The following is a 22,528-nucleotide window of genomic DNA, read 5'->3' as shown; positions in this document are numbered from 1 at the left end:
CCTCTCACGCAAATCCAGTTCTGTGTGGGCCAATTCCATTCTCCTTGCTTTCCAGCAAGATAGGGGATTTGTCGCAACCCAGTTTAGAATGTGCCAACCTGCTCCGATGTTGGCGCATAATGTCCTCCATCATTACAGTATTTCTGGCATTCGCACGCCCAGTGAAGTCATTTATTGAGCATCCGGCTGTCCCCTCGGCGGTCCGGAACGGCAGCAAGCATCAGTGAGGCTCTCCTCGAGGGTTTGCCAAGATATCGTCCGGGTTGCCCCAAGGAGCCAACCGTGAGCTGAGTTGGTCACAGCGCGCGAGAATGGATCTTCGCTGCCGTTGACGCGGAGGAGGGGCGCCGCTTGAAGCTGGTCGTCGACTTTTGTGAGGTCTCTAAGGTCGGCTTCCAAACCGCTGAACGAAGACCTCTGCTGACTGACCCAAAAAAAGCATGGGCAAATGCGAGAACCCAAATCGACAGAAAAGAGCCACAGATGATCGTATAGGCTCCGTACCAGACCAGACCGACGCGGGTTGCACTGAAACCTGCATACGATCCGATCAATAGTGCCGGCGCTGTGTAGGATGAGATTGCAATACTCAGCGCCCATCCCGCAGCGAAGGTCTGCTCACCGCCCTCACTGCCAGAGCAGCGCATCCGACGCGAACGACCCATGACGACCTATGTGCTGAGTAAGGCAAAGTTCTGGAAAAAGCTCCCAAGCGGACAACTCACGCCTCGGTCCGGAGCTTATCAATGGCGGTGAGACGTGCCTGTGCTGATGCGAACGGCGTTTCGCCATGCGTGCAGGCCTTTGCAACGTCGGCAGATCCGCTCTCCAAAGCCTTCACTCCAGAATGAAGTGTTACAGCGCATGCACCGACGTTCTCGTGCGACATCGCTCGAAACCCTTTTGGCTGTAATGTCAGATGCTCTGACGGTCGCCATGGCCCTCTTCCCTTTCATACTTGTCCCGCGTTGAGCCGTTTCAGCCCAGACGCCGCCCCCTCTTGTCTTGGCGGCATACCTTCATTTTCGGCGGCCTGAATTGACGATTTGTCCCATAGCCCGGGCCCAATCGAGGACTTCGCCGGCGAATTACTGCCCGAAATCGACGGACGTTTCTTGCACACCGAATAATGGTTTCGCAGTTGAGTTTCAGAGACGCCGTCAGCCTTCATGACGAGAAGCACCATCGGATCGGCCAGCATTTCCTCAAAGAAGAAGTCTGACAATTCTTTGCCCGTCAGCTTGTCTCGGGCGCGTGCGTAGTCGAGATCGGCAAGCGAAAGGGACAGCGTCCTCGACAGCCCGGGATGGGTTGTCCGGGGATGCAGTGTCAAAATCACCGAAGCCTTCCACGCATCGGGATCGCGCTGGTTTGGAGGCGGCATCAGTTCGGTTTCGATCCCGTATTCTCCCGCCGGGAGCGTTTCGTCAAATCCCGGCACATTGAAGGGCTGGGAAAAGATGGCAACAGTCTTGCTGGTCAGGTTTTCCATCTGGTGGTCCTCTTTCTTGGTCTTGCTCGGTTTGATCCAGATCAGCTTTCATCAAGGGGGCGCCCCGTACTTTGCATCCCCGGACCTTGCCTTGAGGAATGGACCAGATGCATGACGGGGCCTCGAGCACCTCCTTCAAGGCAAGTGCATCGCCGGCTGGGACGTCTTGGCCGGCCTCGCGTTCAGCATCGCGATGATCGGGGTCGGCTGAGCCAGGCTGTATCGCAGATGGCAACCAACACTGACGCGCATGCCGGGGCGGCCCCTTTGGGGCGTTTCGGAACTACCGGGCAAGGACGCAGGTCCCGTTGGAAAGCTGAAAACTTCGGTCACAGCGCCACCGATTGCCCGAAAGGTCGAGATGCGCATTGTCGGGCACGTCGATAGCCAGGCAGGCCCCGCCTTGCGGTGCGTAGCCGCGCGCGCATTGCCAACCCGGCCCATTGGTGGCCGGATTCAGAAAGGCGTTTTTCGGAACGCCGATGGCGTCGCAGCGTCCTTCGGTCCGGGTGAATCCCCTCTCGCAAGCCCAGGCTGGCCCATAGCCTGCGTTGGTGAGATAGCCATTCTCGGGGACGGCAATCGCGAGGCAGCCTCTTTCAGATGCAAAAAACCCGCGCTCGCATGTCCAACCAGGACCGGACGCATCTCCCGTCAAATAAGCATTGTCTGGTAGAATGATCTCGACACAGGCCTCGCGCTTCTGCCGGAAGCCCCTTTCGCATGTCCAGCCATAACCCGAAGACCTCAAGAAGGCATTGTCAGGCACGGGGATCGGATCGCAGGATGCTCCGTCGACCTCTTGGTATCCGCGGCGACAGGCCCAGCCTGTCCCAAAAGACCGGCCAGTCGCATGGGCGTTCTCGGGGAGTTGAATTTCAAAACAGGCCCCTGCCCTCAAACGGAACCCAAGATCGCAATCCCAGCCGCCGCCATAGGACCTCGCCGTTGCGTTTTGTGGGATTGTGCCAATGCCATCCTGCGCCAAACCAGGCACCGCGAGACAGACGATCAGAGTAGCAATGAGTGTGACCTGCGCGATGAGCCACCTCAGCCGAGACCTTATTGGAGTCGTATCCTGTGTCATATATTCCGCCTTCCAGGCACCGGTCTTGTTTTCATTGATTCTATCAAGGCCAGGCGTTCCCGTGCTCAGGGGTGCGCGCGGACCTTGGCGATGCAAGCAGTCTATATCGACGTTCTTTAGCAAGCCTTGGTTAATAGCCGCGTTTTTACTTCTAATCGGCTGCAAGTTCGCTTGGGACGTTTATCGACGAGGTCGATCCAGCAAGGCAGCCGCCGCCAAGGCATGTTCTTCCTGATGGTAATCGCCGCGAAACTTACCATCGAGCGTCACCTTCCAGATTCCATTCTTCTTAAAGACTTCAATGCCATGGCCTACGAATTCGGGCGCCTTGGACAAGCCTGATCGGTCTGCGCGTTTCGGTGGCCAGAATTTTTGATTATAGGTCATGCTCAAGCTCCTTGATGGAGGCGCGCGCCATTCCAGGAAGCATTGCGGCGCGAATTGACTATTCCGCATGATTGTTACTTTCGCGACAATCTTGTTCGTGTCCCACCATGCGCACCGGCTCTACAAACCGCTCGCAAAAATGGCCGACTAACCGCGTTTCGGCCTTGGCCATTCAGGCGATCAGTGAATGCAAGATTCATTTTCGCGCCAAGACACGCGGTTCGAGATCAGTCGCCTCGGAATGCTGGATTTCCTGCAGAGCCATCAGTGACATGGCCTCTATCTCCCGGAGCTCCGATAGCAAGGCAGGTCTTGCTTGGCTCAGAGCTGAAGTGCCGCGAGACAAGCTTGTGCTATGTCCCTGTCCGGCGCTTCGGATCCGGGCACTGTTGCCCACCCCGTCGCCATGAGTGCGTCGCGCTTTTGATAGGTCGAAGCGGCCCGGATACTGGTCAGTTTATCCGTCCGAGCGGGGTCAGATCGCGCCATGTCGACGCAGACGGGCACCATTGAAGCAACGACATCGCCGTGTGCCATCGCCATCGCTCTTTCGTTCGCGGTGCCACCCGTAACCCAGCCGCCCCAAGTGAAGCCGACAACACCGACAAAAACAGCGCCGATTACGGCACCATAGATGCCGGGTTTAAGCCATTCGGGAGTGTTCATTTCGAGATCTCCTGTAAAGAAAGCGACACTTCGCTCTCCGTGTTTATCTGGATGCGGCCTGATCGCGCCGGAGCGCCTCCTTCAGGTCGCGCTCGTGAATGGCCCGCATCTCTGTTCGACCTGCATGACGGCCCTTGCCGTGTACCATCAGGTACGTCGCCGTTCTTCGAAATGCCTCGAAGCTGACGCCTTGCAGGCGCTCTTCCTTAACGAGAACTTCGTACTCACCTGCAGGCAGTTCGGTTTGAAAGCCGGGCATTTTGAAGGCATTGGAAAACGTCACAACCGAAGTGGTTGATCGCATGTGCATGCCCTGTCTCCGCGTTGTCTTGGAGCTGATCGTTTACGATCTCGGACGATGCCCTGGTTTCAGAGCCAATTCGGACGAACGATCACCCCACTTGTAAGCCGATCTCATCCGGTCGGCGCTGATCCAGGTTAGTGTCCGTAACAAAAAGGATGCCTTCGGCGGATGAGTGGGCGCTGAGGACAATCGGTAAGACTGATCTGTGTAAGGGCGCCGCGGCATCAACTCTTTTAGAATTATTGTCTGTCGAAACGAGCTGTAGCATTTGCGTCCAGAGATCATCCTCGGTGCAAGGCATACCGAAGTCGGAATCGACGTCAATCATGGAGACGAGCGACAATGACTGCGTCCAATGTTCTGAAACCGCATCCTCCTGAATTCCAACGCTTTCTCTACGCGTCGGTTGGGCACGACCGCAAAGGGCGTACTGTGACGGTTCTCTCGGCGCTTGCTCGGCTCGATCTCGATCCCTGGAAAGAGACCGCGGACCTAGTGGCGCTGGGCAGAGATACCGCGGCCACGCGCCTCGGGCTTCTGTTAGCCAAGTTCCGCGATGTCCCCGCGCTTGCCTCGAACCCTGGCCCAGTCGTTCAGCATCTGAGCCTGCTGCTTCCGGCGCCCCCACAACACCAAGCGCTCGCGACCGCAGCTTCGTCGGCGGCAAATAGTCTGCCACAATCCACCGCGCTGATTTGGACAATCCTCGCGTTCCTGTTCGTCCTGTTACAATTTCTGTTCACCGGAACACTTGGGGTGGGCGAATGACGCGTTCTCCCGCATCTCGCGTTGCGCACGGGAATGTGCAGCCGAAGACCGCATCCTTGTCCGGTCCCACGGATGCAACGCTTTGGGACCTGGAGGAGCATTTCTGGACCAGCGGCCGAGATAATGCGCGCGCAACTTCCGCAGAAGATGCGGTGATGATCCTGCCATATCCGCCCGGAATCCTTCAAGGCGACGAGATCTGGAGCCACGCGTCGCAAAGCACGGGTTGGCGTTCGGTGGTGATGACTGACCGCCGGACGATTCATCGCGGTGCGCTTGCCTTGCTTGTCTATCGCGTGTCCGCCGAGAAGTCGGACCTACCGCTTCACAATGCGTTCTGCGCATCGACCTATCTGCATGATGACGGCACCTGGCGGCGCCTCGCCCATCAGCAGACCGCGATCCAATGAGCGCAGGTTCGTGGTGGAGCTGTCACTCCAAGAAGCGCGATACCTCTTGCCACAAAGCTGCTGGACTAACTTGCATCAGTGCGAAGGGGGCAGGCTTGGTGAATATAACAACGTGCCCGCCTAATATTTGGAGGCATAGTTTTTCCGAGTACCCGAGGAGCGTGTTGAGTTGCTGATTTACCAAGGTCGGCATGTCGGCACGCTTCTTATTTTTCGGGTCATCCGTGATGGCACACTCTCAAATCCTCTCAAGTTGCTAACCTGGATCAGTCTGGCAGGATCCGCGTCAGTATAGTATCGAAACTACCCACTATGACCCCGGTGGGACACCGCTCCAAGCTCCACAAATCCTTGCACCGGACTGGCCATTTTCCAGACCGACGCGCCGCATTCGCCGACGCTTGGACATTCCTGAAAAGATTTTTCCATGACACATTTCAAGAAAACTCTCGCAGCCACAACTTCCCGACGGTTCAATCTGCTTCTGGGTTCCGTCATGTTGCTCGCGTCCTCTGCGGCCGTCGGGCATGCAGAATCCATATATCCCCAAAGCATAAAAACGACCGCCTCCCAGTCCTCTGACATCATTCGGCCATGCACGGGACTGGAGAAGGCCGCGAAGCTGGCGGCCGCAGAGTGTGGAACCCTCACGCTTTCCGATGTCGTCGTCCGAATGCACGCTCTTGAACGGGACGATCACGGCCAATGATCGCGCCAGGCGGATTTCGGTACACACCAAGTGCGTCCCGGCGCCGCTTCTATCGTCCGAGGAACGGGTCGCCCTCTTTACACCGGAGGGCGGCCCTTCACGTCAGAAGCGGTCCGGTCTGGTCGAGATACGATGCGTCGAACCCGGCCAGCTTCACCAACGCGTCATGGTCGTGGATCGTCACATGACCATCCCGGAACGTCAGAAGCCCGTCTTCCCGCAGATGTCGCAAGACACGGTTGACGTGCACGGCGCTCAGACCCAGCGCATCGGCAAGGTGATACTGCGTAAGTGGGCATTCATATCCGTTCGAATCCGCCAACCCCACAAGAGCAAGCCGAGCTTCCAACTCGAGCAGGAAATGCGCCATGCGCGCGTCTGCATCGCGCCGTCCGATCCCAACGAGATGTTCGACCACCATCGCCTCGTCTCGGGATGCTGCCCATAGAATGGCCGTGGCAAGCCGCGGCGTCTGTGCGAACGCATCCAGCAGATCCTTGTCCAGAACCTCCGATGCCTCGATGTCCATCACGGGCTCGAAGCTGTGATCGGAGGTCCGAAGCAGAACGCTGCGAAGACCCAGGAAATCCCCGGGGATCTGGAAGTCAACGATCTGTCGCGTCCCGTCAGGTTGAAGCTTGTAGGAACACACCCACCCCGCAGACAATATGAAGGCGGCCCGCGAAGACTGGCCTTGATGCACCATGTCGCGCCCTGCGGGGAAGATACGTCTACGCGTGTGAAGGCGGTCAAGTACAGCGAGCTCGACATATGACAACGCGACGAAGACCGAAAGCTTGCGGGTCAGCGGGCTGGTCTCGGTGGATCGCATGATAGAGATCGCCTCGTGGGGTTACGCAGGCTGGAATTGCTCGGGGGACTGCTGTCAATCAGTCCAGCATAAAGCATTTTCTGCGATAAGCGTGAACGCATCGAACCATGTCACCGGCCTCTATCGTGAAGCGAACAGAAGGAACAGCGCATATGTCAAGATCGAACCACCGTGCCGGGCTGGCCGCCTTGTCCATCTGCGAGGCGCTCCTGCTTGCGATGAACGACCATGGACTGCTACCCGAGACCGAAATCGTCGGCGTTCTCCGCGACGCCGCAGCAAGTCACGAGAACGTGGCCGGCACCGAGGCGGAAACCGCTGTTCACCGAGAGGTCGCCGACATGATCAATACCATCATCGCAGGCGGGAACTCGGTACGTCGCACGTGACGCCATCCCGTTCAGTCTCCGGTGACGAGGCGCAGGGCGTCATGCCGCATTACGATTGGCATGACTGGCTGTTTCGGGAAAACCCGATGGGCGCGCGGATGCCGTTCAATTCGAAAATTACCTGCGCGCACGCGCAGCACTGATTATGCGTACCGCCTAACGCAATTTCATGGGGGCCTACGGGCGCCCCTTTTTATTCCGGCCCCTCGTTCCGTTTTCATCCTGTTTCATCGTCGAGGTGTTCTCGGGTACATCACGAACATCGAGGTTTTGTCTTGCCGTATCTATCGAGGAAGAGACTATTGGATCGAAGTGCTTCACTGCCAAGTCCCCACGTGGTCCTTCATGGGACGCGCAGCTAAAAGCTGCTCACCGCTCGTTCTGCATCTCTTGGGTGAAGTGAACGGCCCGAACGAGACATCCAACCATCAAACCAGATGCTGCGATGCGGCTCTCTGAATTGGACATCGCGACCGCAGGGTCCGAGAACCGCCGAGGCGGCCGGTGTGCGGGACCTTCCGGCCGTCCGGAGGCGCTTGCTACCCAGCTCAAATCCTTCCAGCCACTGGTAATCGCTGCGCCACGAAGCTGCATCGACAAAGGCCCTTCTTCCAACATTGGCAAAGGAAGTCGGCCACACTTAAGCAACACGAGACTTGTGGGCGTTTGCATCACCCCTTCCTCTCTGCGCCGGAGCTTCCGGCCAGATGGGCAAAGCGTCCTGCATGGCACCTGAATGAGCAAAATCCGAGGCATCTATCAGCGCCCTGTCACTTATGGCGCCGACCGCATCGCGTTGAAGCGGTCAAACGTCTACGCTGACGCGGAAACCCCAAGGAGCTTGTCCTGCATGCGCGTATTTTCCAACCCTCTCGGGGCCGGTTCGCTCTGGTTCGACAACCTCGCCACGGCGGACGGAACCCCTGTCGCATACGACCCGCAGGCACGGGCGTTTATTCCGATGCCGCCTTTCTGCGCAAACCGGGAGGTCATCGGATGCAACTGGATCGCGCCGGAGCAGGGCAACTTTTGCCGATCCTGTGCCATGACGGTGCTGGCTCCGGACACGACGATCCCCGATGCAATCCCGAACTGGGCCCAGACAGAGGCAGCGAAGCGTTGGGTGCTCGACAATCTCGGCCGCTGGCACTGGTTCCGCCCCGAGGACCCGGGGACGCGTCCGATGTTTCACATGCTGGCCGAAGGCCCGACCCCGGTCGCCATGGGTCATGCGAACGGAGTGGTGTCGATCAGCGTGGCCGAGGCCGACGAGGTGCTCAGAACGACCCGTCGCGAGGCGTTGGAGGAGCCCTATCGCACCATGATTGGTCATATGCGCCACGAGATCTCGCATATGCTCTGGTGGCGTCTGAGCCTGCGCGCCGATTTCCTCGAGGCCTTTCGTTCGGTGTTCGGCGACGAACGCGAGGATTATCAGGCGGCCCTGCAACGCCACTACGGCATCGGCCCGCCGTCCAACTGGAGGCAGCATTTCATAACCACCTACGCGTCCGCGCACCCGCACGAGGACTGGGCCGAAACCGCCGCGCACCTGCTGCACCTGACCGACATAGTCGACAGCATCGCCGCAGCGGGCTTCTCTTCACCGGATTTGCCATACCCTGGATGGGATCCCTATTCGGAACCGGATGCCGAGCGTCTGATCCGTATCGCCGCCCCGCTCGTCGCCGGCGTCAACCACGTAAACCGTTCGATGGGGCTTTCGGACATCTATCCCTTCGCGCTTTCGGATGCCGCCCGGAGCAAACTGGCCTTCGTCCATGATTGGCTGCGCAGGGGCGCTCAGGGATGGTAAAGGATTGATGTAATATCAAGCCTGCAGCCTGGGTTCGATCTGCTTCATCTTCGGGAGAGGGTATTGAGGCGGCCCAGAGCCGTTATTCGCCGAGGCATCGTTCGCCGCGATGCAGCATCCCCGAAGCAGACGTTGGCGACATGTTTCAGCAACGCCGAGCAGGTCGAGCTCCGCAGTGCGGAGGAGGTCGCCACTCCGGATTGCATGTCCTCAATACCTACTGGTCCTAACGATCTTAAATTTCTTTGCGTGGAATCGTCGGAATATCGAGCGCCCAAGGCTGCGCAGACCGGCACCAAACCTGTTGTTTCGGCGCAAGCAGATGACGTTGGCGGACTGTGCCTACCCTAAGCCCAAAGAACGCGTCCGGTTCCTCGGGCGTTTGTGCATGGATGCGCGTACCGCAGTCACCACAGAAGCTCAGACAACGGCGGCAGCCGCTATCGGCGCAGAAGATTTCTCTCCAAATTCAGCCCTTGGCTGTCCTATACCTGTCGAGACCAACGCCCCCAAGGCAAAGTCGCGCGCCATTTGAAGCGCTATGATCACAGGTTGCGAGCAACTAAGCTCGGGCGAACACACCGCCCGAGCCTTAACCTCGTATGGGCACCATCGCTTTGCGTTGGGCTGCTTGTTAACGGTCGATGCCGAACGGATCAGTTGAAGAAAGCCGACGTGTTAACGTAACGCCTGCTATTCGACTGGAGTCCTTACCAGCCGCCCAAAAACGCGGCAGGTCCGACCAATCTCGGTTGATGTGCGAGAGCTCGTACCGAAACACGAGGCGTGGTCTTACCGACTGAACACCCGCCGTCGATGCTTGGCGAAGCCCCCTTCAGACAAGGTGACGGGGGATCGACCGCTTCCACTCAAGGTCGCGAACCAGCGCTTCGCCCTCCCACGCACGCAGGCGTGCAGCGATGTGGAACGCGTCGCGGTCGCAGATCAAGGTTGTGTCCGTCACCGACTTTACCGACCAGTCGCCGCGCGACATCTCGTGCATCCAGACCACCTGCCCCTCGGCTGACAACGGGTTGTCCGGCAGCACCGAGTAGCGTTCGCGCACGTCGGCCGAGTGGAACAGATCATGCGGCGTGATGCGCGCGGCGCCCTCATGGTCGAAGGACTCGACTACCACGCGGCCGGTGTTGCGATCCTCGGTGACGCTCCACCCGGAATGCGGCTCGACGTCATAATCGACCTCCAGCGGTTCCGCCGCCCGGGGCGGGTCGAAGCGGTCGGGCACCATCAGATCGCCGGTGCGCACCGGCAGTGTCAGGGTGCAGCGTGCCGGGATCAGGGTCAGGGTCACAGGTTCCGGCGCCGGCCAGATGATCGGGAAATAGCAGTTGGACAAACCCAAGCGGATGCGATGCCCGGCGCGGAAAGTCTGCGCAACGTGCTTCATCTCGACTTCGGCCGAGTAGGTCTCGCCGGGGACCAGCGCCTCGGGCGTCTCGTGACTATCGCGGTGGGTCAGGTTCAGCACGCCGTAGCTCACGCGGGTGGCCGCGCCGTCCGGGGCCACATCCATCAGGCGCGCTGCGACTTGCGCCACCGGGCGGTCCACCTGGAAGGTCAGCGTCACGGTCGCATCGCCCGTAATATGCGTGTCTTCGGCGAGCGGCGCCGTCTCGAAAACCAAGCTTCCGGCGTCCTCGCGCCGCTGGTCACCCGGCTGGTCACCCCGCTTGGCGTACGAACACCACTTACCCGCATGCGACCCGACCCATAGCGGAGAGGCTACCTGCAGCCGGTCATCGGGCTCCGCGTCGCCACCCAAATGTCCATTGGTACCCAAGGAGAAAACCTGGCGGTCGATGTTCGGCGATGGCCAGGCCGGTTCCGTGATCCAGTGGCCGGCACGCTGCGCGTAATGGCCGCTCGGCTTGGCATGATCCTGAAGGAAAAGGCGCAAGGGGTCCTCATCCATGATGCCGGTATCGACACCCTTCAGCCAGTGATCCCACCAGCGGGTTTCCTCGGTCAGCCAGTCGATGGCAGGTCCGGGTTCGCCCAGATGCGGGTATTTGTGTGACCACGGCCCGACGATGCCCTTGGCCGGCGCCTGAAGCGTCTCGACCAGCCGGAACACGGCGCGGCAATACCCGTCTGCCCAGCCCGACACCGCGTAGACCGGGATCTTGATCGCGCCGATATCCTCGCAGACCGAGCCGTGCTTCCAGAACGCGTCGCGGGTCTGATGGCGCAGCCATTCGTCCAGCCACAATCCCGACTCGTCCAGCCGCTGGTGCCACATTTCGCGCCAGCGCTCGCCCACATGGGCCGGGTCGGGCGGCAGCGTGTTGATCCCGAACATCACCGAGGCCCAGGACAGGTGATCGCACAGCAATGCGCCACCCATGTAGTGGATATCGTCCGCATAGCGGTCGTCGGTCGAACAGATCGACACCACGGCCTTCAGCGCAGGCGGTTGCAAGGCGGCCAGTTGCAGCCCGTTGAAGCCACCCCACGAAATGCCGACGATGCCGACGCCGCCATCGCACCAAGCCTGCTCAGCGATCCAAGCAATGGCATCGCAGCCGTCCTGAAGCTCCGCCGACGTGTATTCATCGGTCATAAGGCCCTCGGATTCGCCGCTGCCGCGAATGTCCAGCCGAACATAGGCATAGCCCCGCGCCGCGATCCATGGCGCGCGCGCGTGGTCGCGTTCCAGAGTCTTGTCGTTCTTGCGATACGGTATGTATTCTAGGATCGCCGGAACCGGGGTTTGGTCCGCATCCTCGGGCAGCCAGACGCGCGCAGCCAGCCGCGTGCCGTCGGGCATCGGGATCTCGATATGCTCGATCTCGCGCACACGGCGCGGAAGGTCGGTGTCAATCTTCATATGCTCACTTGCCTAAAATCGCTGAGCCCAAGGGGGCGTATCGTCTTACTCGAGCGGGAAGTCCATCCGAGGCTATTCGACGATGTCCGTGAATTCGTAGTTCAGGCGTTTCATCACCTGCTCGTAGTTCCATAGCAGCTTCGACTGCTTGGTCGCCCCCATCCAGACCGAGGCGACGGCAAAGCTGTAAGCGTCCTGCTCGGGCAGTTCGGACAGTTTCATGCCCTTCGACACATACGAGCTGATGCGCGTGCCCTCGACCTGTTCGGCGGCGACCTCGATTTCCGCCCGCGATGGCGCGCGCGAAATCGTCGCGTCGCGGAAAAACACGCGGTAGAAGAATTCCGCCGCCACGTTTTGCGGCCCCTCCCGGTGCGGCAGGTCCGGCTTGCGACCGAGGCCCAGATCGACGGTCACCTGCTGGTGGCTGACGCCGTCGACCATCTCGAAGAGGTCGCAATGCGACTGCGCGATGCGGGTATTGATTTCGAGCAGCCAGATCTTGTCCTGTATCTCGTCCCAGTAATACTCGATGTTGAAGCCTGCATTGTCATAGCCGATATGGGCCATGATGTTGCGCGTAATTTCCCACATTTTATCCTGGACCTTGGGTGGGAGCTGCGACGGATAAAGGTAATAGTAAAAGCTTAGAACCTGTGGGTAGCGGATCGAATCCACAGTTCCGTAGGGCACGGTCTCACCATTATATACGTAGCCCTCGACGGTGCATTGCCGACCGCCGATCACCTGTTCGGCCATGCAGTAATGCCCCTCGACCGCGCGGATATCGTCAGGCATCTCGGCCAAGCTCAAGACATGGTCGAACGGCTCGCCGATCGAGCGGATCTCGGCGCGCAGCTTTTCCGTGGCAAAGTCGAAATCCTCAGGGCTGTCGATGCGGAACCCGAGCCGCGAGCCCGACGACTTGATCGGCTTGACGAAGAACGGAAAGCGCAGGTCAGCCTCGCCGATCTTCGACAGGGCGGTCTCGTCGAACGGGTCGAAGGCGGTGAATTTCGGGATGTGGTGAGGTATCGCCTCGAGCATCACACTGCGCGACCAGTACTTGTGCTCGCATTTTAGCAGGCTTTCAAGCGACGCCTGCGGCGTGCTGTATTTCTTACAAAGGATCGGCAGCATGGTCGAAACGGGAAAGTCGATGTAACCTACGATCGCGTCGATCGATCCGTCATGTGCGTCAAGGGTTGCCTCGGCTTCGGCCAACATCGCGGGCATATCGAAATCCTGCGTCTCCGAGACCTGGGCCGGGCTCAGCAGCGGATGGAACTTCACATCTTCGACGCCCCGCAGGCGTTTCAGCCGTTCGGCGTTCAGATCGTTCAGTCCTATGACGAATACGTGCTTGGTCATGTTTGCGCCCTCCCGAGACGAAAGTGTGTGGGTGGGCCGGGCGGGCGCTTCGTGCTACGGGCCGCCCGGCGCAAGTGGAGGTTGGGCCGGGCCTGACCCGCGCACAGGCCAAGGACCGGTGCCCGCGTCAGGTCTGCGCCAGCTTGGCTTGGGTGGCGAAGCTGCGCCCCTTGAGCCGGTCGGTGGTGCCCGCGATGTCATCGACCAAAAGCAGCAGGAAATCGCCGGGCTCAGCGATATCCATCGCGCGGTCGACGGCGTCGGCCTCGTCCATGATGATCTCGACCCGGTCGGCTCCGCCCTGGGCTGCCGCACCATCGCGGATCAGTCGAGCGACCTCACCTTTTTCGCGGCCACGCGCGTCGGTCTCATAGACGATGACGGTGTCGCACATCCTCGCGAGCTGCGCGCCGAGCGCTTGCAGGTCCTCATCGCGGCGATTGCCTGGCGCGGTCGAGACGGAGATCCTGCGCTGCGTGCCCAGGCCCCGGACCAGAGGTTCCAGTGCCACCAGCGCGGGTACATTGTGGCCGTAATCGATCAGACAGCGCACGCCGTCGGCCTCGAAGTAATTCGTCCGACCAGGCATCTGGGCGGGCGTTGGATGGAAGGTCAGCAGTCCGGCGCGGATATCGTCAATCTCGATCCCATGTGCCAGGGCTGCGCCTGCCGCCGCCATCGCATTTTGCACGTTGAAGGGCGCGTGCCCCTCGAAGGCAATGGGTACGTCGTTGACCTCGACGATGTCGACCGTGACCTTGCCGCGCAGCAGCACGATCTTTCCCTGCTTCACAGTCAGGACCATCCCCAACCCGGCCAAGTGGTCGACGAGCGCGGGATTGTCCGGGTCCATGGTGAAATAGATGATCTCGCCGCGTGCCCAGTAAGTGCCCTGGTCCATCACCAGCGGATCGTCGGCGTTCAGTACGCAATAGCCCCCCTCGCCCTTGCGCTTGACCGCGTCGACCACGACGGTCTTGCAACGCGCAAGCTCGTCGAGGGTGTGGATTCCGCGCTCGCCAAGGTGGTCGGACGCGATGTTCAACAGCACTCCAACATCCGCCTCGTCGAAACCAAGGCCGCGGCGCATGATGCCGCCGCGTGCGACTTCCAGCACGGCATGTTCCACGGTGGGTTCGCGCAGCACAGCCTGAGCCGCCGCGGGCCCCGAGTAATCGCCGCGCAGGATGACGTTGTTGTCGATTTCGACCGTGCCGGTGCAGCCCATACCTACCGACCAGCCAGCCTGCCGCAGGATATGCGTGGTCAGACGCGTAGTCGTGGTCTTGCCATTGGTACCGGTGATCGCCGTGATCGGAATGCGGCCGTCGTCGGTCGGATCGGGGAAAAGCATGTCGATGACGTGCTCGCCCACCGGGCGAGGCGTGCCGTGGGTCGGCGCCATATGCATCCGGAACCCCGGACCGGCATTGACCTCGACCACGCCAGCGGGCTGCTGGTCCAGCGGGATCGAAACGTTCTGGCACAGCAGGTCGATGCCGATGACGTCCAGACCGACCAATCGGCCGATCCGCTCCATCGCGAACTTGACCTCGGGGTGGACCTCGTCGGTCAAGTCGGCGGCGGTGCCCCCGGTCGAGATGTTGGCGGTCGATTTCAGGAAGGCGATCTCGCCCTCGGGCAGCACGGTGTCAAGCGCCAGCCCCGCCTGATCCAGCATGCGCCGGGTCTGGTCGTCGACGTCGATCTGGGTCAGCAGGTTCTCGTGTCCGACGCCGCGCCGCAGATCTTTGTTCTCGGTGTCGATCAGTTGCTGGATCGTGTGCGTGCCGTCGCCCGTCACATGTGCGGGGCGACGCCGCGCGGCGGCGACCAGCTTGCCGCCGATCACCAGCATGCGGTGATCCTCGCCCTTGATGTAGCTCTCGACGATCACGCCAGCGTAATCGTCGCGGGCCCGCGATACCGCAGCGTCGTACCCAGAGCGCAGATCACCGACCGAGGCGATATCGGTGGTCACGCCGCGGCCGTGGTTGCCCGATAGCGGCTTGGTCACCACCGGCCAGCCGATCCAATCGGCGGCGGCCCGCGCCTCTTCGAAGGAATAGCATGTCTGACCCCGCGGCACGGGCACGCCCGCATCTGCCAGAATCTGCTTGGTCCAGTCTTTGTCGTCGGCGATCGAGTGCCCGATGATCCCCGACGCGTCCGTGACCGTGGCCTGGAACCGGCGCTGCTTCTTGCCATGTCCCAACTGGGTGTAGCTGGTGCCTTCGGTTAGATTGTGCCACGGGATGTTGCGCGCCTTGGCCGCGTTCACGATCGAGCCCGTCGACGGACCCAGCGCGTTGGCGTCGCGCACTTCCTTGAGGTGGTCGATATGCGGCTGCAGATCGACCGGCTGGCTATCATACAGCTTGCGCACGATCTCGACGGCCGCCACTCCCGCCGCAATTCCGGTCGCCTCGTCGCGGTAGCGATAGACGACGTCGTAGATGCCGCGGTCGTAGCTGTCCACGGTCTTGCCGTACCCCACGGTAAAGCCCACCAGGTTCTGCAGCTCGATGGCGACGTGTTCGACCATGTGCCCTGCATAGGTGCCGTTGGCTACGCGCTGCAGGAAACCTCCCGGTTCACCGACCGAGCAGCGATGCTCATAGATGGTGGGTATCAGCGCCCTGAGGGCGTCCACGATCCCGGGCACCTTTTCGCTCGGTCGGTCCTCAAGATCGGCGATGTCGAGCCGCATGTAGATTGCTTGGTAGCGGCTAAAATAGTTCGGGCCGCGCAGCGCGCGGTGTTCAAGAATATGCAATCCTATGCTCCAGGCCTTGTGCCTCGAGCTCGTCCGGCCCGAGGACCCGCCGGTCCGTGAGGCAGTATCCATACCCGTCGACCAGCGCGTGCATTTTCACGCCGGAAACCGCAACGGCTTGTCCCTCGGCGAGATCATAAACATTCGACCCGCTGATGTCCGAACTGTCAACCAGGATCACGTGACCGGAGCCGAAGACCCGGATCAGATCGCCGTCAAACTGTGCTGCCGCGTCCTCTCCGAGCCCGACGCCGAGGTACTCGGGGTTGGTCGCGCCAACCTCCATCAGGCGTGAAAACCGTCCCCGTTCCAGGAAGTGCGTGTCGATGATCACGCCATCCACGAAACCGAAACCGGCCGACATCTTGACGACTCCCTTGCGCAGCGCATCGTCGGCCGCGCCGCCATACACCATAGTCGACGATTGACAGGCCGCGCCCGCGCTCGTGCCGGCAATAACCATCCCCGCCTCGTGTCGTCTCCTGATCGAGTCGAGCGCTCGCGAGCCGCCTAAGACATGCGTCAATCGCATCTGGTCGCCGCCCGAGATGAACAGGACGTCCAACCGCTCGATCATCTCGATCACGTTCGAGGCATTGGCGCCAATCCGGTCGCGCACACGCACGTCAAGCACATCCGACGCGCCGATTGTGCGGAACGCTGCATCGTAGGCGGAGAAAACGTCGTCAGGAATGCTGCTGGCGGTGGTGATCACGCCCACCACCGGACCGGGCGTGATCGACAGGGCCAGCACATGGCGCAGGATGCCGATCTCGTTGGTCTTGTCCTCGGCTCCGCCAATGGCGACAAGCGCGCCGCGGGTGCGCCGCGGCGCCGGGCCGGTTTCCGGAGCACCCTTGGTAACCTTTGCCGACATGTCCATCAATTTGTCCTGAATTGGGGGCGATGCCCAAGATGTTGTGGCTTAGCTTACCAACATTTCGTGTACGCAACAGCCCATTGTCGCAAGATTTGATCTTTGCGCCGCAGACTGCCACTTGTTTCGGCAGGTCTTTGGTACGAGGGATGATGCCTATCCGAAATTTTGCACGAGGTGCAACATGACTGGCGGCTTCACTCTCTTGATCCATGGTGGCGCCGGGGTGCTCCCCCGAGATGCTATGACGCCCGAAGCCGAGGCGCGCTATCACGCGGCGCTCGACCGGGTCCTGGCCGTCGGCGAGACCGTGCTGGCCGCCGATGGCAGCGCGCTCGACGCGGTCGAGGCGACGGTCTGCGCGCTCGAGGACGAACCGCTGTTCAACGCGGGGCGCGGCGCGGTGTTCACCCGCGACGGTCGGCACGAAATGGACGCCGCGATCATGGAGGGGCGCGACCGGATGGCAGGCGCGGTCGCCGGCATCTGCGGCCCCCGCAACCCAATCCGCGCCGCCCGCGCGGTGATGCAGCGGACCGAACACGTGCTGATGATGGGTGAAGGCGCGCAGGCCGTCGCCACCGAGGCCGGGCTGCCTTTCGAGGAGGACGCGTACTTCTTCACCCAAGCGCGCTGGAACAGCCTGCAGGAGACGCTCGAGATGGAGCGCACCGGTAGGCTGAATGACGATCCCAGTCGCCGACACGGCACTGTGGGCGCCGTCGCGCTTGACCGGCACGGCTCGGTGGCGGCCGCCACTTCGACCGGCGGAATGACCGCCAAGCGCGCCGGCCGCGTGGGCGACACCCCAGTCATCGGCGCGGGCACCTTCGCCGACAACCGAAGCTGCGCCGTCTCAGCCACCGGTGACGGAGAAGCTTTCCTGCGACTGGCCGTTGCGCACGAGATCGACGCCCGGATGCGCTTGGTCTCGGCCTCTCTTCACGAAGCAGCCGCCGGGGTGGTTCAAGACGATCTTACCGCGATCGGCGGCTCCGGCGGACTGATCGCGGTCGCTGCGGACGGCAGCTTCGCGGCGCCCTTTAATTGCGAAGGCATGTATCGCGGCTGGAGCGTCGAGCACGGTGCGCGCGAGACGAACATCTACTGATGCCGGACAAGGCGGTTTGAGCAGGATCCGGCAGAAACGTCGCTGGAAGTGACTTCTCCTATCCCCGGAGTGATCATTGCGTCGAATATGTCGCGCGACGCCTTGAGTGTTTTTTCTTCCAGCTGATCGGCGATTTCATTCCGCAGGCTACGACATGCTCGCAAGAATGACGTGAGAATGTCTTCTTCCGGGAACGCGAGCAAGGTCGCTCTTACTGATAGCGAATGTACGGATTCCGCCGAACTTCGTGTGCTCTCTCCACCATATAATCTCCAAGGCCAGGTCCGTTGTGGTCTGCCTATGCGACGTCAAGCTCATTACCGATGGCAGCTGGTCAATTTGTGTAGCCTCTCTTTCTCAGGGAAACTTTCCGATGGCCTGTGCTCGAATGTCCGAAAACCTGCGCCGAAGCTGGCAGCGTGTGACGATGGATCAAGGGACTTCACTCGGGTCCGCCGCCATCAAGCGAATTTAGGGGCTATCTCGGAGCATTCGGGTCAAAACCGGCGATCCGTCGATCTGTATCTCGCCGATCACATCGAAGCCGTGGCGCTGATAAAACGGAATGTTCTTCGGATTGGTCGATTCCAAATAAGCCAATTTGCAGGTCGTCTTGCATTTGCGCAGGCTCTCGCCCAGCAACACGGCACCATATCCACGGCCTTGAACCCGGGGATCGACGCCCATGGCCGGCAGATACCAGTGCGCTTCTTCGGGATGTCCAGCGCCGACCTGCTCCATGACAGCAAAGACCTGCGCTTGTCTTTCGGCATCGATGTTTTCTTCGAGCACCTGCCCAAGACCTTGTTCATCAGGGGAAATTCCGGGTGGCAACCAGAGCACTGCACTTTTGATATCTTCGCTCTTGTAGGCTGTTCCGGTTTCGAAGGCCGCGCCTGCAAAGTACTTCAAGACGAGGGGAAATGCGGCGAGGTACCGTTGGGGTTCCGGAAACATCCACCGAATGAACGGGTCATCCACAAAGGCGGTGACAAGCGTCGAAACCACACGCGATATGTCGTCTTCGTGAGCGTGCAAGGCGGAAATTGGTGACATTTCGATCTCCTTATGTCGGAGGCGGCCGAGACCATCGAGGCCGCCAGTCACCCACAAGCGTGCCAGACGCAATGCCGCAAAAAAACTGATGCAAATGCATCATCATGCTGCAAAACTGCAGGCATGAACTGGAACGATTTGAAAGTCGTGCTCTCTGTCGCCAAGACAGGAACGCTCGCCGGCGCGGCCCGCGACCTCGAAAAAGATCCTACGACCGTCGGCCGTAGGATTGCCGCCATCGAAGGTGCCTTTCGGGCGCGCCTGTTTGACAGATTGAACAGCGGCTTCGTCCCGACCGAAGCGGGTCATCGGGTCATTGCGCTCGCCGAACAAGTGGAGCTTGACGCGCAGGCACTGCAGAACGAGATCGAAGGCGCAGATCAGCGGATCGATGGCACGGTGCGGCTCTCCGGATTGGATGCGATCTTCAATCACTTGATCATTCCGCAGCTTCCCGGTCTTCTTGATCGATACCCCGGCCTGGAGATCACGTTTTCCTCGCATCTGGATTTCGCGGATCTGTCACGGCGCAAGGCGGACATAGCGCTTCGCAGCCGCGAACCTCGGCACCCCGATTCAGTCGGACGACGGCTTGGCACGCTGGTGCAGGCGGCCTATTCCACGAAAGGATCGCAGTTTGGCCCAGGACTGAATTTGATCGGGCTTCCAAGAGAATACGAAGGCTCGGATTATGCCCGCATTCTGGCGGATAGCTTTCCGGATGGCACGATTGTCGCTCGGGCGAGCACAGAAAGTCACATTCACGAGTTGGTCCGGGCGGGTGTGGGAATTGGTATCCTCGATTGCTTCGTCGGCGACACGGACCCCACGTTAAAACGCGTTCTGCCAAATCCCGTTTGGACTCAGACGGCCTGGACCGAAGTCCATCTGTCGATGGCCCGCGCACCGCGCATCCGCGCAGTTATTGATTTTTTGCAGGACATATTCACCGAAAATGCAAATCTGCTTGCGGGAAAGCGCTCGGAATGAGCGAACAACTTGGGCGGCGAGAAACGAGCGGCATTTGCCTGAAACCGGACGCCCGTGCACGCGCCGCGTACGCCCGTTGTGGTCCGGATTCCTCGGAAAAACAGCGTGTTGCTGGCGCAGAAAGTCGCGCCCTGAAGAGCGGGCCGCGGCCTTTCTGATCAGGCTTTTCGCGTTTGCTGCGGGGCAGGAAAAATCTTTGCCAGTTTCCTGAGGTTCTGGGCGGTGGCGGCGAGCAGGAATTCGTCGTTTGCGCCACATGGGCCATGTAATCGTAGCCGCCCCAGTCCGAGGATGCGCTTCAGGTGCGCGAAGAGCATCTCGACCTTCTTCCTGAGCTTCATCGATATGTCGTACTGGCGCGTCTTCGCGATATCTCGGGCGACCTGGCCGGCGTCTTCGTTCTCTTCGCCGATTATCTTTCTGGCGTCGGCGTTGGGGCAGCACTTGGCTTTGGACGGACAGGCCTGCGCCTCCTGCCTCGGTCCCATCATCGCCATTCCTCCCGCCCTTGGGCAGAATTGAATCAGCGGCATGTCCCTCGATCAAGCGTGAGTTTTTCAACAAAATAGTCCGCAAACCGGACCCTGGTGCGTCGCGCCACGAAGGTCCGCAATCCGCCCTTTTCTGCAGATTGCCAACATTTTGGCACCAGTTTGAAACGCACGGTTGGGTGGGATTTATTGATCTCGCCACCAGCTATGATATTCAGTTCAATGTATCGACCAACTGCCAGAAACCATATTTGCGCACATGCTTCTTCCTGAGACTTCCAACGAAGTCCGCGTGCGTTGGAAAAGTCCGGTAATCATCAATCATCACATCGGTGGCGGCGCATTCGGCGAGATGACGCGCCGCATGCCGGTAGCGTTTTGATTTGGCCCCGTCCAGCGTATCGCTAACCATGCTGCGCCGCAGGAGCGTGGCGGCGAGGGGATAATCGGTTTCGAGAGCGTCCGCGGCAGCCGATAGAAGCTCATAATGATTGCCGTCCAGATCCTCGTTCCGCGCCAGCACAAGAGCTGCCGCTTGATCACGTGCTGGCCAGACGACAAGAAAACTCAACGCTGCGTCGAGATCGGAGTGGCGTGAAGCCAGGTCAAGCGCCTTTTCCTCGGCCTCGATATCATCGAAATCCGGGAGCCGACTCAGGTATTTTCGAAGAGGTCGCGTGCTGAGGGTTTGCTCGAAGGCATCCCAGAGATGCGCCATCAGATCGTCTGTTCGGTCCAGCTGCTCGAGGCAGGCCTCAAGGACCTCGTCGAGGTCGGGATCGATTATGCGGAACGGTTTGGCCGCATCCGCTGATCGGGCGCGGGATATGATGTCATGCGCTTCCTCAGGGCGTCCCGCGTCCAGCAGTCGGCGCGCAACGTCGGGCGCGATGGTCGCATAGGTCAGTTGTTCTGCGGAATAGCGCGCCATGTAGGCATCCACATCGCCTTGTGCATCCGCGATATCGGCGAGGATGACCGACGCCGTGAGAACCTTGTTCCGCCGGATGCTGTCCTCTGGCGACGACTGCAGCCCGAAGCCCTGATACTGCTCGATGTCCTCCTGGCTGGGCGGAGCCGATTGCCACTCTGCGGTGATCCGCTTGAGATGTTCCAGCCCTTCGGTCCCAAGCGCCACGGAAGTGGCCGGGATGATACCATCGAATTCCCCGTATCCCGCGTCGGCCACGGCTTCGAGGATACGCTCTGCGAGCGCTTCGCCCCCGACGTCGACCCGCGACGAGAGCTGTTCAATGAGGTCCACGGCGTCGCTCATGACATCTCCGACAGCCCCGTTGCTGTCATCGGTACGGTCATGGATCGACGAAGCCAGGAGAAGATAGGACCAGAGCAGCTCAAAGGCCTCATTCGGATCATGCGGAGCGACGGATGTCTCGATTATCGCAAGGATACCGCACGGTTCCTTGACCAGTGCCTTCTGTTTCCGCCAATCCACAAAGCTGCGTGACCTGCGCAATGAGGCAAAGCGTTTGCGCAGGTCGGTCGCGACGTCCTTGGGCCCCTGAGCCGCGCTGAGTTCCATCCGGGCGCGACGCTGCAGGGCAGCGCTGCCCTGCACAAGATCCATGACGAGCGAAGCCAACTTCTCTGCACCCTGTCTTTCGAGGTTGGCTGTGTTCAGGGTCTTTTTGGACATTATTCAGGGGGCCATCATTTTTCTAAAAGACTCAAAAGGACCTGCCATACAGCCCTGGTGCCGGCAATGTTGCATAGGGACGTCGTGTCACGATGAGGCACGCAAGCGCTTACGACGGCTGAGGCTGAGACCTATCATCCTCGACGCGGTTTTCTTGCCAGCAACCCTCACCCAAGCCCCAAATTCGACCGAAGGCAGTATTTTGCCGGTCATACGTCGCGTAGCCCCTCCAACCATGCGATTGTTCTGCCGCCGATCACCAAAAATGGCCCCTTCCCGACGAAGGGGCACCTGAATAATCTGCAACTCGCGACCCGACAGGTTTTTCCATTCTGAACCTGTCACGACACCCCGCGCATGCGCTGACGCCCGTCAAGCTGTTTTGCGGACCTCCTTTAGAGCGGGTTGCGAGCTTTCTGATTCAGGATTCCCATGAGGCTTGATTTGTGATTCCCTATCTGCATGGCAGATATGGGGGTTGGAGATGGGCA

General features: G+C 60.4%; 19 protein-coding genes and 1 pseudogene. 6 read left to right on the top strand and 14 right to left on the bottom strand.

Annotation, left to right across the window (positions count from 1 at the left end; genetic code table 11):
- Positions 1 to 952 precede the first annotated feature (952 nt).
- The 5 genes from BW990_RS20640 to BW990_RS20630 all read right to left on the bottom strand — a co-directional run bounded on the left by BW990_RS20640 (position 953) and on the right by BW990_RS20630 (position 3,942).
- Complete coding sequence (locus BW990_RS20640) at positions 953 to 1,492, bottom strand: hypothetical protein (protein WP_076451347.1); 540 nt, start codon at positions 1,490 to 1,492, stop codon at positions 953 to 955.
- A 283-nt stretch (positions 1,493 to 1,775) separates the two neighbouring features.
- The gene (locus tag BW990_RS21700) at positions 1,776 to 2,579 is read right to left on the bottom strand and encodes a hypothetical protein (RefSeq protein ID WP_143526311.1); all 804 of its coding nucleotides are present in this window, start codon (positions 2,577 to 2,579) and stop codon (positions 1,776 to 1,778) included.
- A 180-nt stretch (positions 2,580 to 2,759) separates the two neighbouring features.
- Positions 2,760 to 2,966 carry a hypothetical protein gene (locus BW990_RS21695; RefSeq protein WP_143526310.1) on the bottom strand — a complete coding sequence of 69 codons (207 nt, stop codon included), beginning with the start codon at positions 2,964 to 2,966 and terminating at the stop codon, positions 2,760 to 2,762.
- Positions 2,967 to 3,287: 321 nt separating this feature from the next.
- Positions 3,288 to 3,632: a hypothetical protein gene (locus tag BW990_RS20635; protein ID WP_076451345.1), complete on the bottom strand. Its 345-nt coding sequence runs from the start codon at positions 3,630 to 3,632 to the stop codon at positions 3,288 to 3,290.
- Between the two features lie 43 nt (positions 3,633 to 3,675).
- On the bottom strand, positions 3,676 to 3,942 hold the full coding sequence (locus BW990_RS20630; protein ID WP_076451343.1) for a hypothetical protein: 267 nt from the start codon (positions 3,940 to 3,942) through the stop codon (positions 3,676 to 3,678).
- 336 nt (positions 3,943 to 4,278) lie between these two features.
- Here BW990_RS20630 and BW990_RS20620 point away from each other — a divergent pair, with 336 nt between their 5' ends.
- Positions 4,279 to 4,704: a hypothetical protein gene (locus tag BW990_RS20620; RefSeq protein ID WP_076451340.1), complete on the top strand. Its 426-nt coding sequence runs from the start codon at positions 4,279 to 4,281 to the stop codon at positions 4,702 to 4,704.
- Positions 4,705 to 4,760: 56 nt separating this feature from the next.
- Positions 4,761 to 5,114, top strand: a complete 354-nt coding sequence (locus tag BW990_RS20615) for a hypothetical protein (protein ID WP_076451338.1) — start codon at positions 4,761 to 4,763, stop codon at positions 5,112 to 5,114.
- A gap of 806 nt (positions 5,115 to 5,920) precedes the next feature.
- Here BW990_RS20615 and BW990_RS20605 read toward each other — a convergent pair.
- The gene (locus BW990_RS20605; protein ID WP_076451336.1) at positions 5,921 to 6,655 is read right to left on the bottom strand and encodes a Crp/Fnr family transcriptional regulator; all 735 of its coding nucleotides are present in this window, start codon (positions 6,653 to 6,655) and stop codon (positions 5,921 to 5,923) included.
- A gap of 152 nt (positions 6,656 to 6,807) precedes the next feature.
- Here BW990_RS20605 and BW990_RS20600 point away from each other — a divergent pair, with 152 nt between their 5' ends.
- A complete protein-coding gene (locus tag BW990_RS20600; RefSeq protein ID WP_076451335.1) occupies positions 6,808 to 7,044 on the top strand; it encodes a hypothetical protein in 237 nt (78 codons plus the stop codon).
- A gap of 850 nt (positions 7,045 to 7,894) precedes the next feature.
- Entirely contained in the window at positions 7,895 to 8,860 is a 966-nt protein-coding gene (locus BW990_RS20595) for a zinc-binding metallopeptidase family protein (protein ID WP_076451334.1), read from the top strand.
- Positions 8,861 to 9,095: 235 nt separating this feature from the next.
- Here BW990_RS20595 and BW990_RS20590 read toward each other — a convergent pair whose 3' ends face one another.
- From BW990_RS20590 to BW990_RS20570, 5 genes are all read right to left on the bottom strand, one after another.
- Positions 9,096 to 9,317, bottom strand: a complete 222-nt coding sequence (locus BW990_RS20590) for a GFA family protein (protein WP_268794350.1) — start codon at positions 9,315 to 9,317, stop codon at positions 9,096 to 9,098.
- A 378-nt stretch (positions 9,318 to 9,695) separates the two neighbouring features.
- Positions 9,696 to 11,678 carry a CocE/NonD family hydrolase gene (locus BW990_RS20585; protein WP_143526312.1) on the bottom strand — a complete coding sequence of 661 codons (1,983 nt, stop codon included), beginning with the start codon at positions 11,676 to 11,678 and terminating at the stop codon, positions 9,696 to 9,698.
- A 102-nt stretch (positions 11,679 to 11,780) separates the two neighbouring features.
- Complete coding sequence (locus tag BW990_RS20580; protein ID WP_076451332.1) at positions 11,781 to 13,079, bottom strand: ATP-grasp domain-containing protein; 1,299 nt, start codon at positions 13,077 to 13,079, stop codon at positions 11,781 to 11,783.
- A gap of 127 nt (positions 13,080 to 13,206) precedes the next feature.
- The gene (cphA, locus tag BW990_RS20575; protein ID WP_076451331.1) at positions 13,207 to 15,855 is read right to left on the bottom strand and encodes a cyanophycin synthetase; all 2,649 of its coding nucleotides are present in this window, start codon (positions 15,853 to 15,855) and stop codon (positions 13,207 to 13,209) included.
- A complete protein-coding gene (locus BW990_RS20570; protein ID WP_083950757.1) occupies positions 15,842 to 16,738 on the bottom strand; it encodes a cyanophycinase in 897 nt (298 codons plus the stop codon). The genes cphA and BW990_RS20570 overlap by 14 nt, the downstream gene beginning before the upstream one ends.
- 178 nt (positions 16,739 to 16,916) lie before the next feature.
- Between BW990_RS20570 and BW990_RS20565 the strand changes: the two genes are divergently transcribed.
- The gene (locus BW990_RS20565) at positions 16,917 to 17,843 is read left to right on the top strand and encodes an isoaspartyl peptidase/L-asparaginase family protein (RefSeq protein WP_076451330.1); all 927 of its coding nucleotides are present in this window, start codon (positions 16,917 to 16,919) and stop codon (positions 17,841 to 17,843) included.
- Between the two features lie 471 nt (positions 17,844 to 18,314).
- On the opposite strand, the gene BW990_RS20560 is transcribed toward BW990_RS20565, so the two are convergent.
- A complete protein-coding gene (locus BW990_RS20560; protein WP_076451329.1) occupies positions 18,315 to 18,899 on the bottom strand; it encodes a GNAT family N-acetyltransferase in 585 nt (194 codons plus the stop codon).
- Between the two features lie 123 nt (positions 18,900 to 19,022).
- Here BW990_RS20560 and BW990_RS20555 point away from each other — a divergent pair, with 123 nt between their 5' ends.
- Entirely contained in the window at positions 19,023 to 19,889 is an 867-nt protein-coding gene (locus BW990_RS20555) for a LysR family transcriptional regulator (protein WP_076451328.1), read from the top strand.
- A 158-nt stretch (positions 19,890 to 20,047) separates the two neighbouring features.
- Here BW990_RS20555 and BW990_RS20550 read toward each other — a convergent pair.
- Positions 20,048 to 20,368, bottom strand: a pseudogene (locus BW990_RS20550) (transposase); the annotation flags it as partial.
- A gap of 226 nt (positions 20,369 to 20,594) precedes the next feature.
- Positions 20,595 to 22,037, bottom strand: coding sequence for a DUF6880 family protein (locus BW990_RS20545; protein ID WP_083950755.1), 1,443 nt, complete (start codon positions 22,035 to 22,037; stop codon positions 20,595 to 20,597).
- Positions 22,038 to 22,528 lie beyond the last annotated feature (491 nt).

Source organism: Roseivivax lentus (assembly GCF_900156805.1).
Classification (GTDB): domain Bacteria; phylum Pseudomonadota; class Alphaproteobacteria; order Rhodobacterales; family Rhodobacteraceae; genus Roseivivax; species Roseivivax lentus.
Note: the sequence above shows the minus strand (reverse complement) of the source record. Positions and strands in the feature narration are given on the sequence as shown.

Excerpts from the sequence above, each read along its gene's own strand:
- BW990_RS20640 (WP_076451347.1), bottom strand. The coding sequence starts at position 1,492 with ATGGAAAACCTGACCAGCAAGACTGTTGCCATCTTTTCCCAGCCCTTC.
- BW990_RS21700 (WP_143526311.1), bottom strand. The coding sequence starts at position 2,579 with ATGACACAGGATACGACTCCAATAAGGTCTCGGCTGAGGTGGCTCATC.
- BW990_RS21695 (WP_143526310.1), bottom strand. The coding sequence starts at position 2,966 with ATGACCTATAATCAAAAATTCTGGCCACCGAAACGCGCAGACCGATCA.
- BW990_RS20635 (WP_076451345.1), bottom strand. The coding sequence starts at position 3,632 with ATGAACACTCCCGAATGGCTTAAACCCGGCATCTATGGTGCCGTAATC.
- BW990_RS20630 (WP_076451343.1), bottom strand. The coding sequence starts at position 3,942 with ATGCACATGCGATCAACCACTTCGGTTGTGACGTTTTCCAATGCCTTC.
- BW990_RS20620 (WP_076451340.1), top strand. The coding sequence starts at position 4,279 with ATGACTGCGTCCAATGTTCTGAAACCGCATCCTCCTGAATTCCAACGC.
- BW990_RS20605 (WP_076451336.1), bottom strand. The coding sequence starts at position 6,655 with ATGCGATCCACCGAGACCAGCCCGCTGACCCGCAAGCTTTCGGTCTTC.
- BW990_RS20600 (WP_076451335.1), top strand. The coding sequence starts at position 6,808 with ATGTCAAGATCGAACCACCGTGCCGGGCTGGCCGCCTTGTCCATCTGC.
- BW990_RS20595 (WP_076451334.1), top strand. The coding sequence starts at position 7,895 with ATGCGCGTATTTTCCAACCCTCTCGGGGCCGGTTCGCTCTGGTTCGAC.
- BW990_RS20580 (WP_076451332.1), bottom strand. The coding sequence starts at position 13,079 with ATGACCAAGCACGTATTCGTCATAGGACTGAACGATCTGAACGCCGAA.
- BW990_RS20570 (WP_083950757.1), bottom strand. The coding sequence starts at position 16,738 with ATGGACATGTCGGCAAAGGTTACCAAGGGTGCTCCGGAAACCGGCCCG.
- BW990_RS20565 (WP_076451330.1), top strand. The coding sequence starts at position 16,917 with ATGACTGGCGGCTTCACTCTCTTGATCCATGGTGGCGCCGGGGTGCTC.
- BW990_RS20560 (WP_076451329.1), bottom strand. The coding sequence starts at position 18,899 with ATGTCACCAATTTCCGCCTTGCACGCTCACGAAGACGACATATCGCGT.
- BW990_RS20555 (WP_076451328.1), top strand. The coding sequence starts at position 19,023 with ATGAACTGGAACGATTTGAAAGTCGTGCTCTCTGTCGCCAAGACAGGA.
- BW990_RS20545 (WP_083950755.1), bottom strand. The coding sequence starts at position 22,037 with ATGTCCAAAAAGACCCTGAACACAGCCAACCTCGAAAGACAGGGTGCA.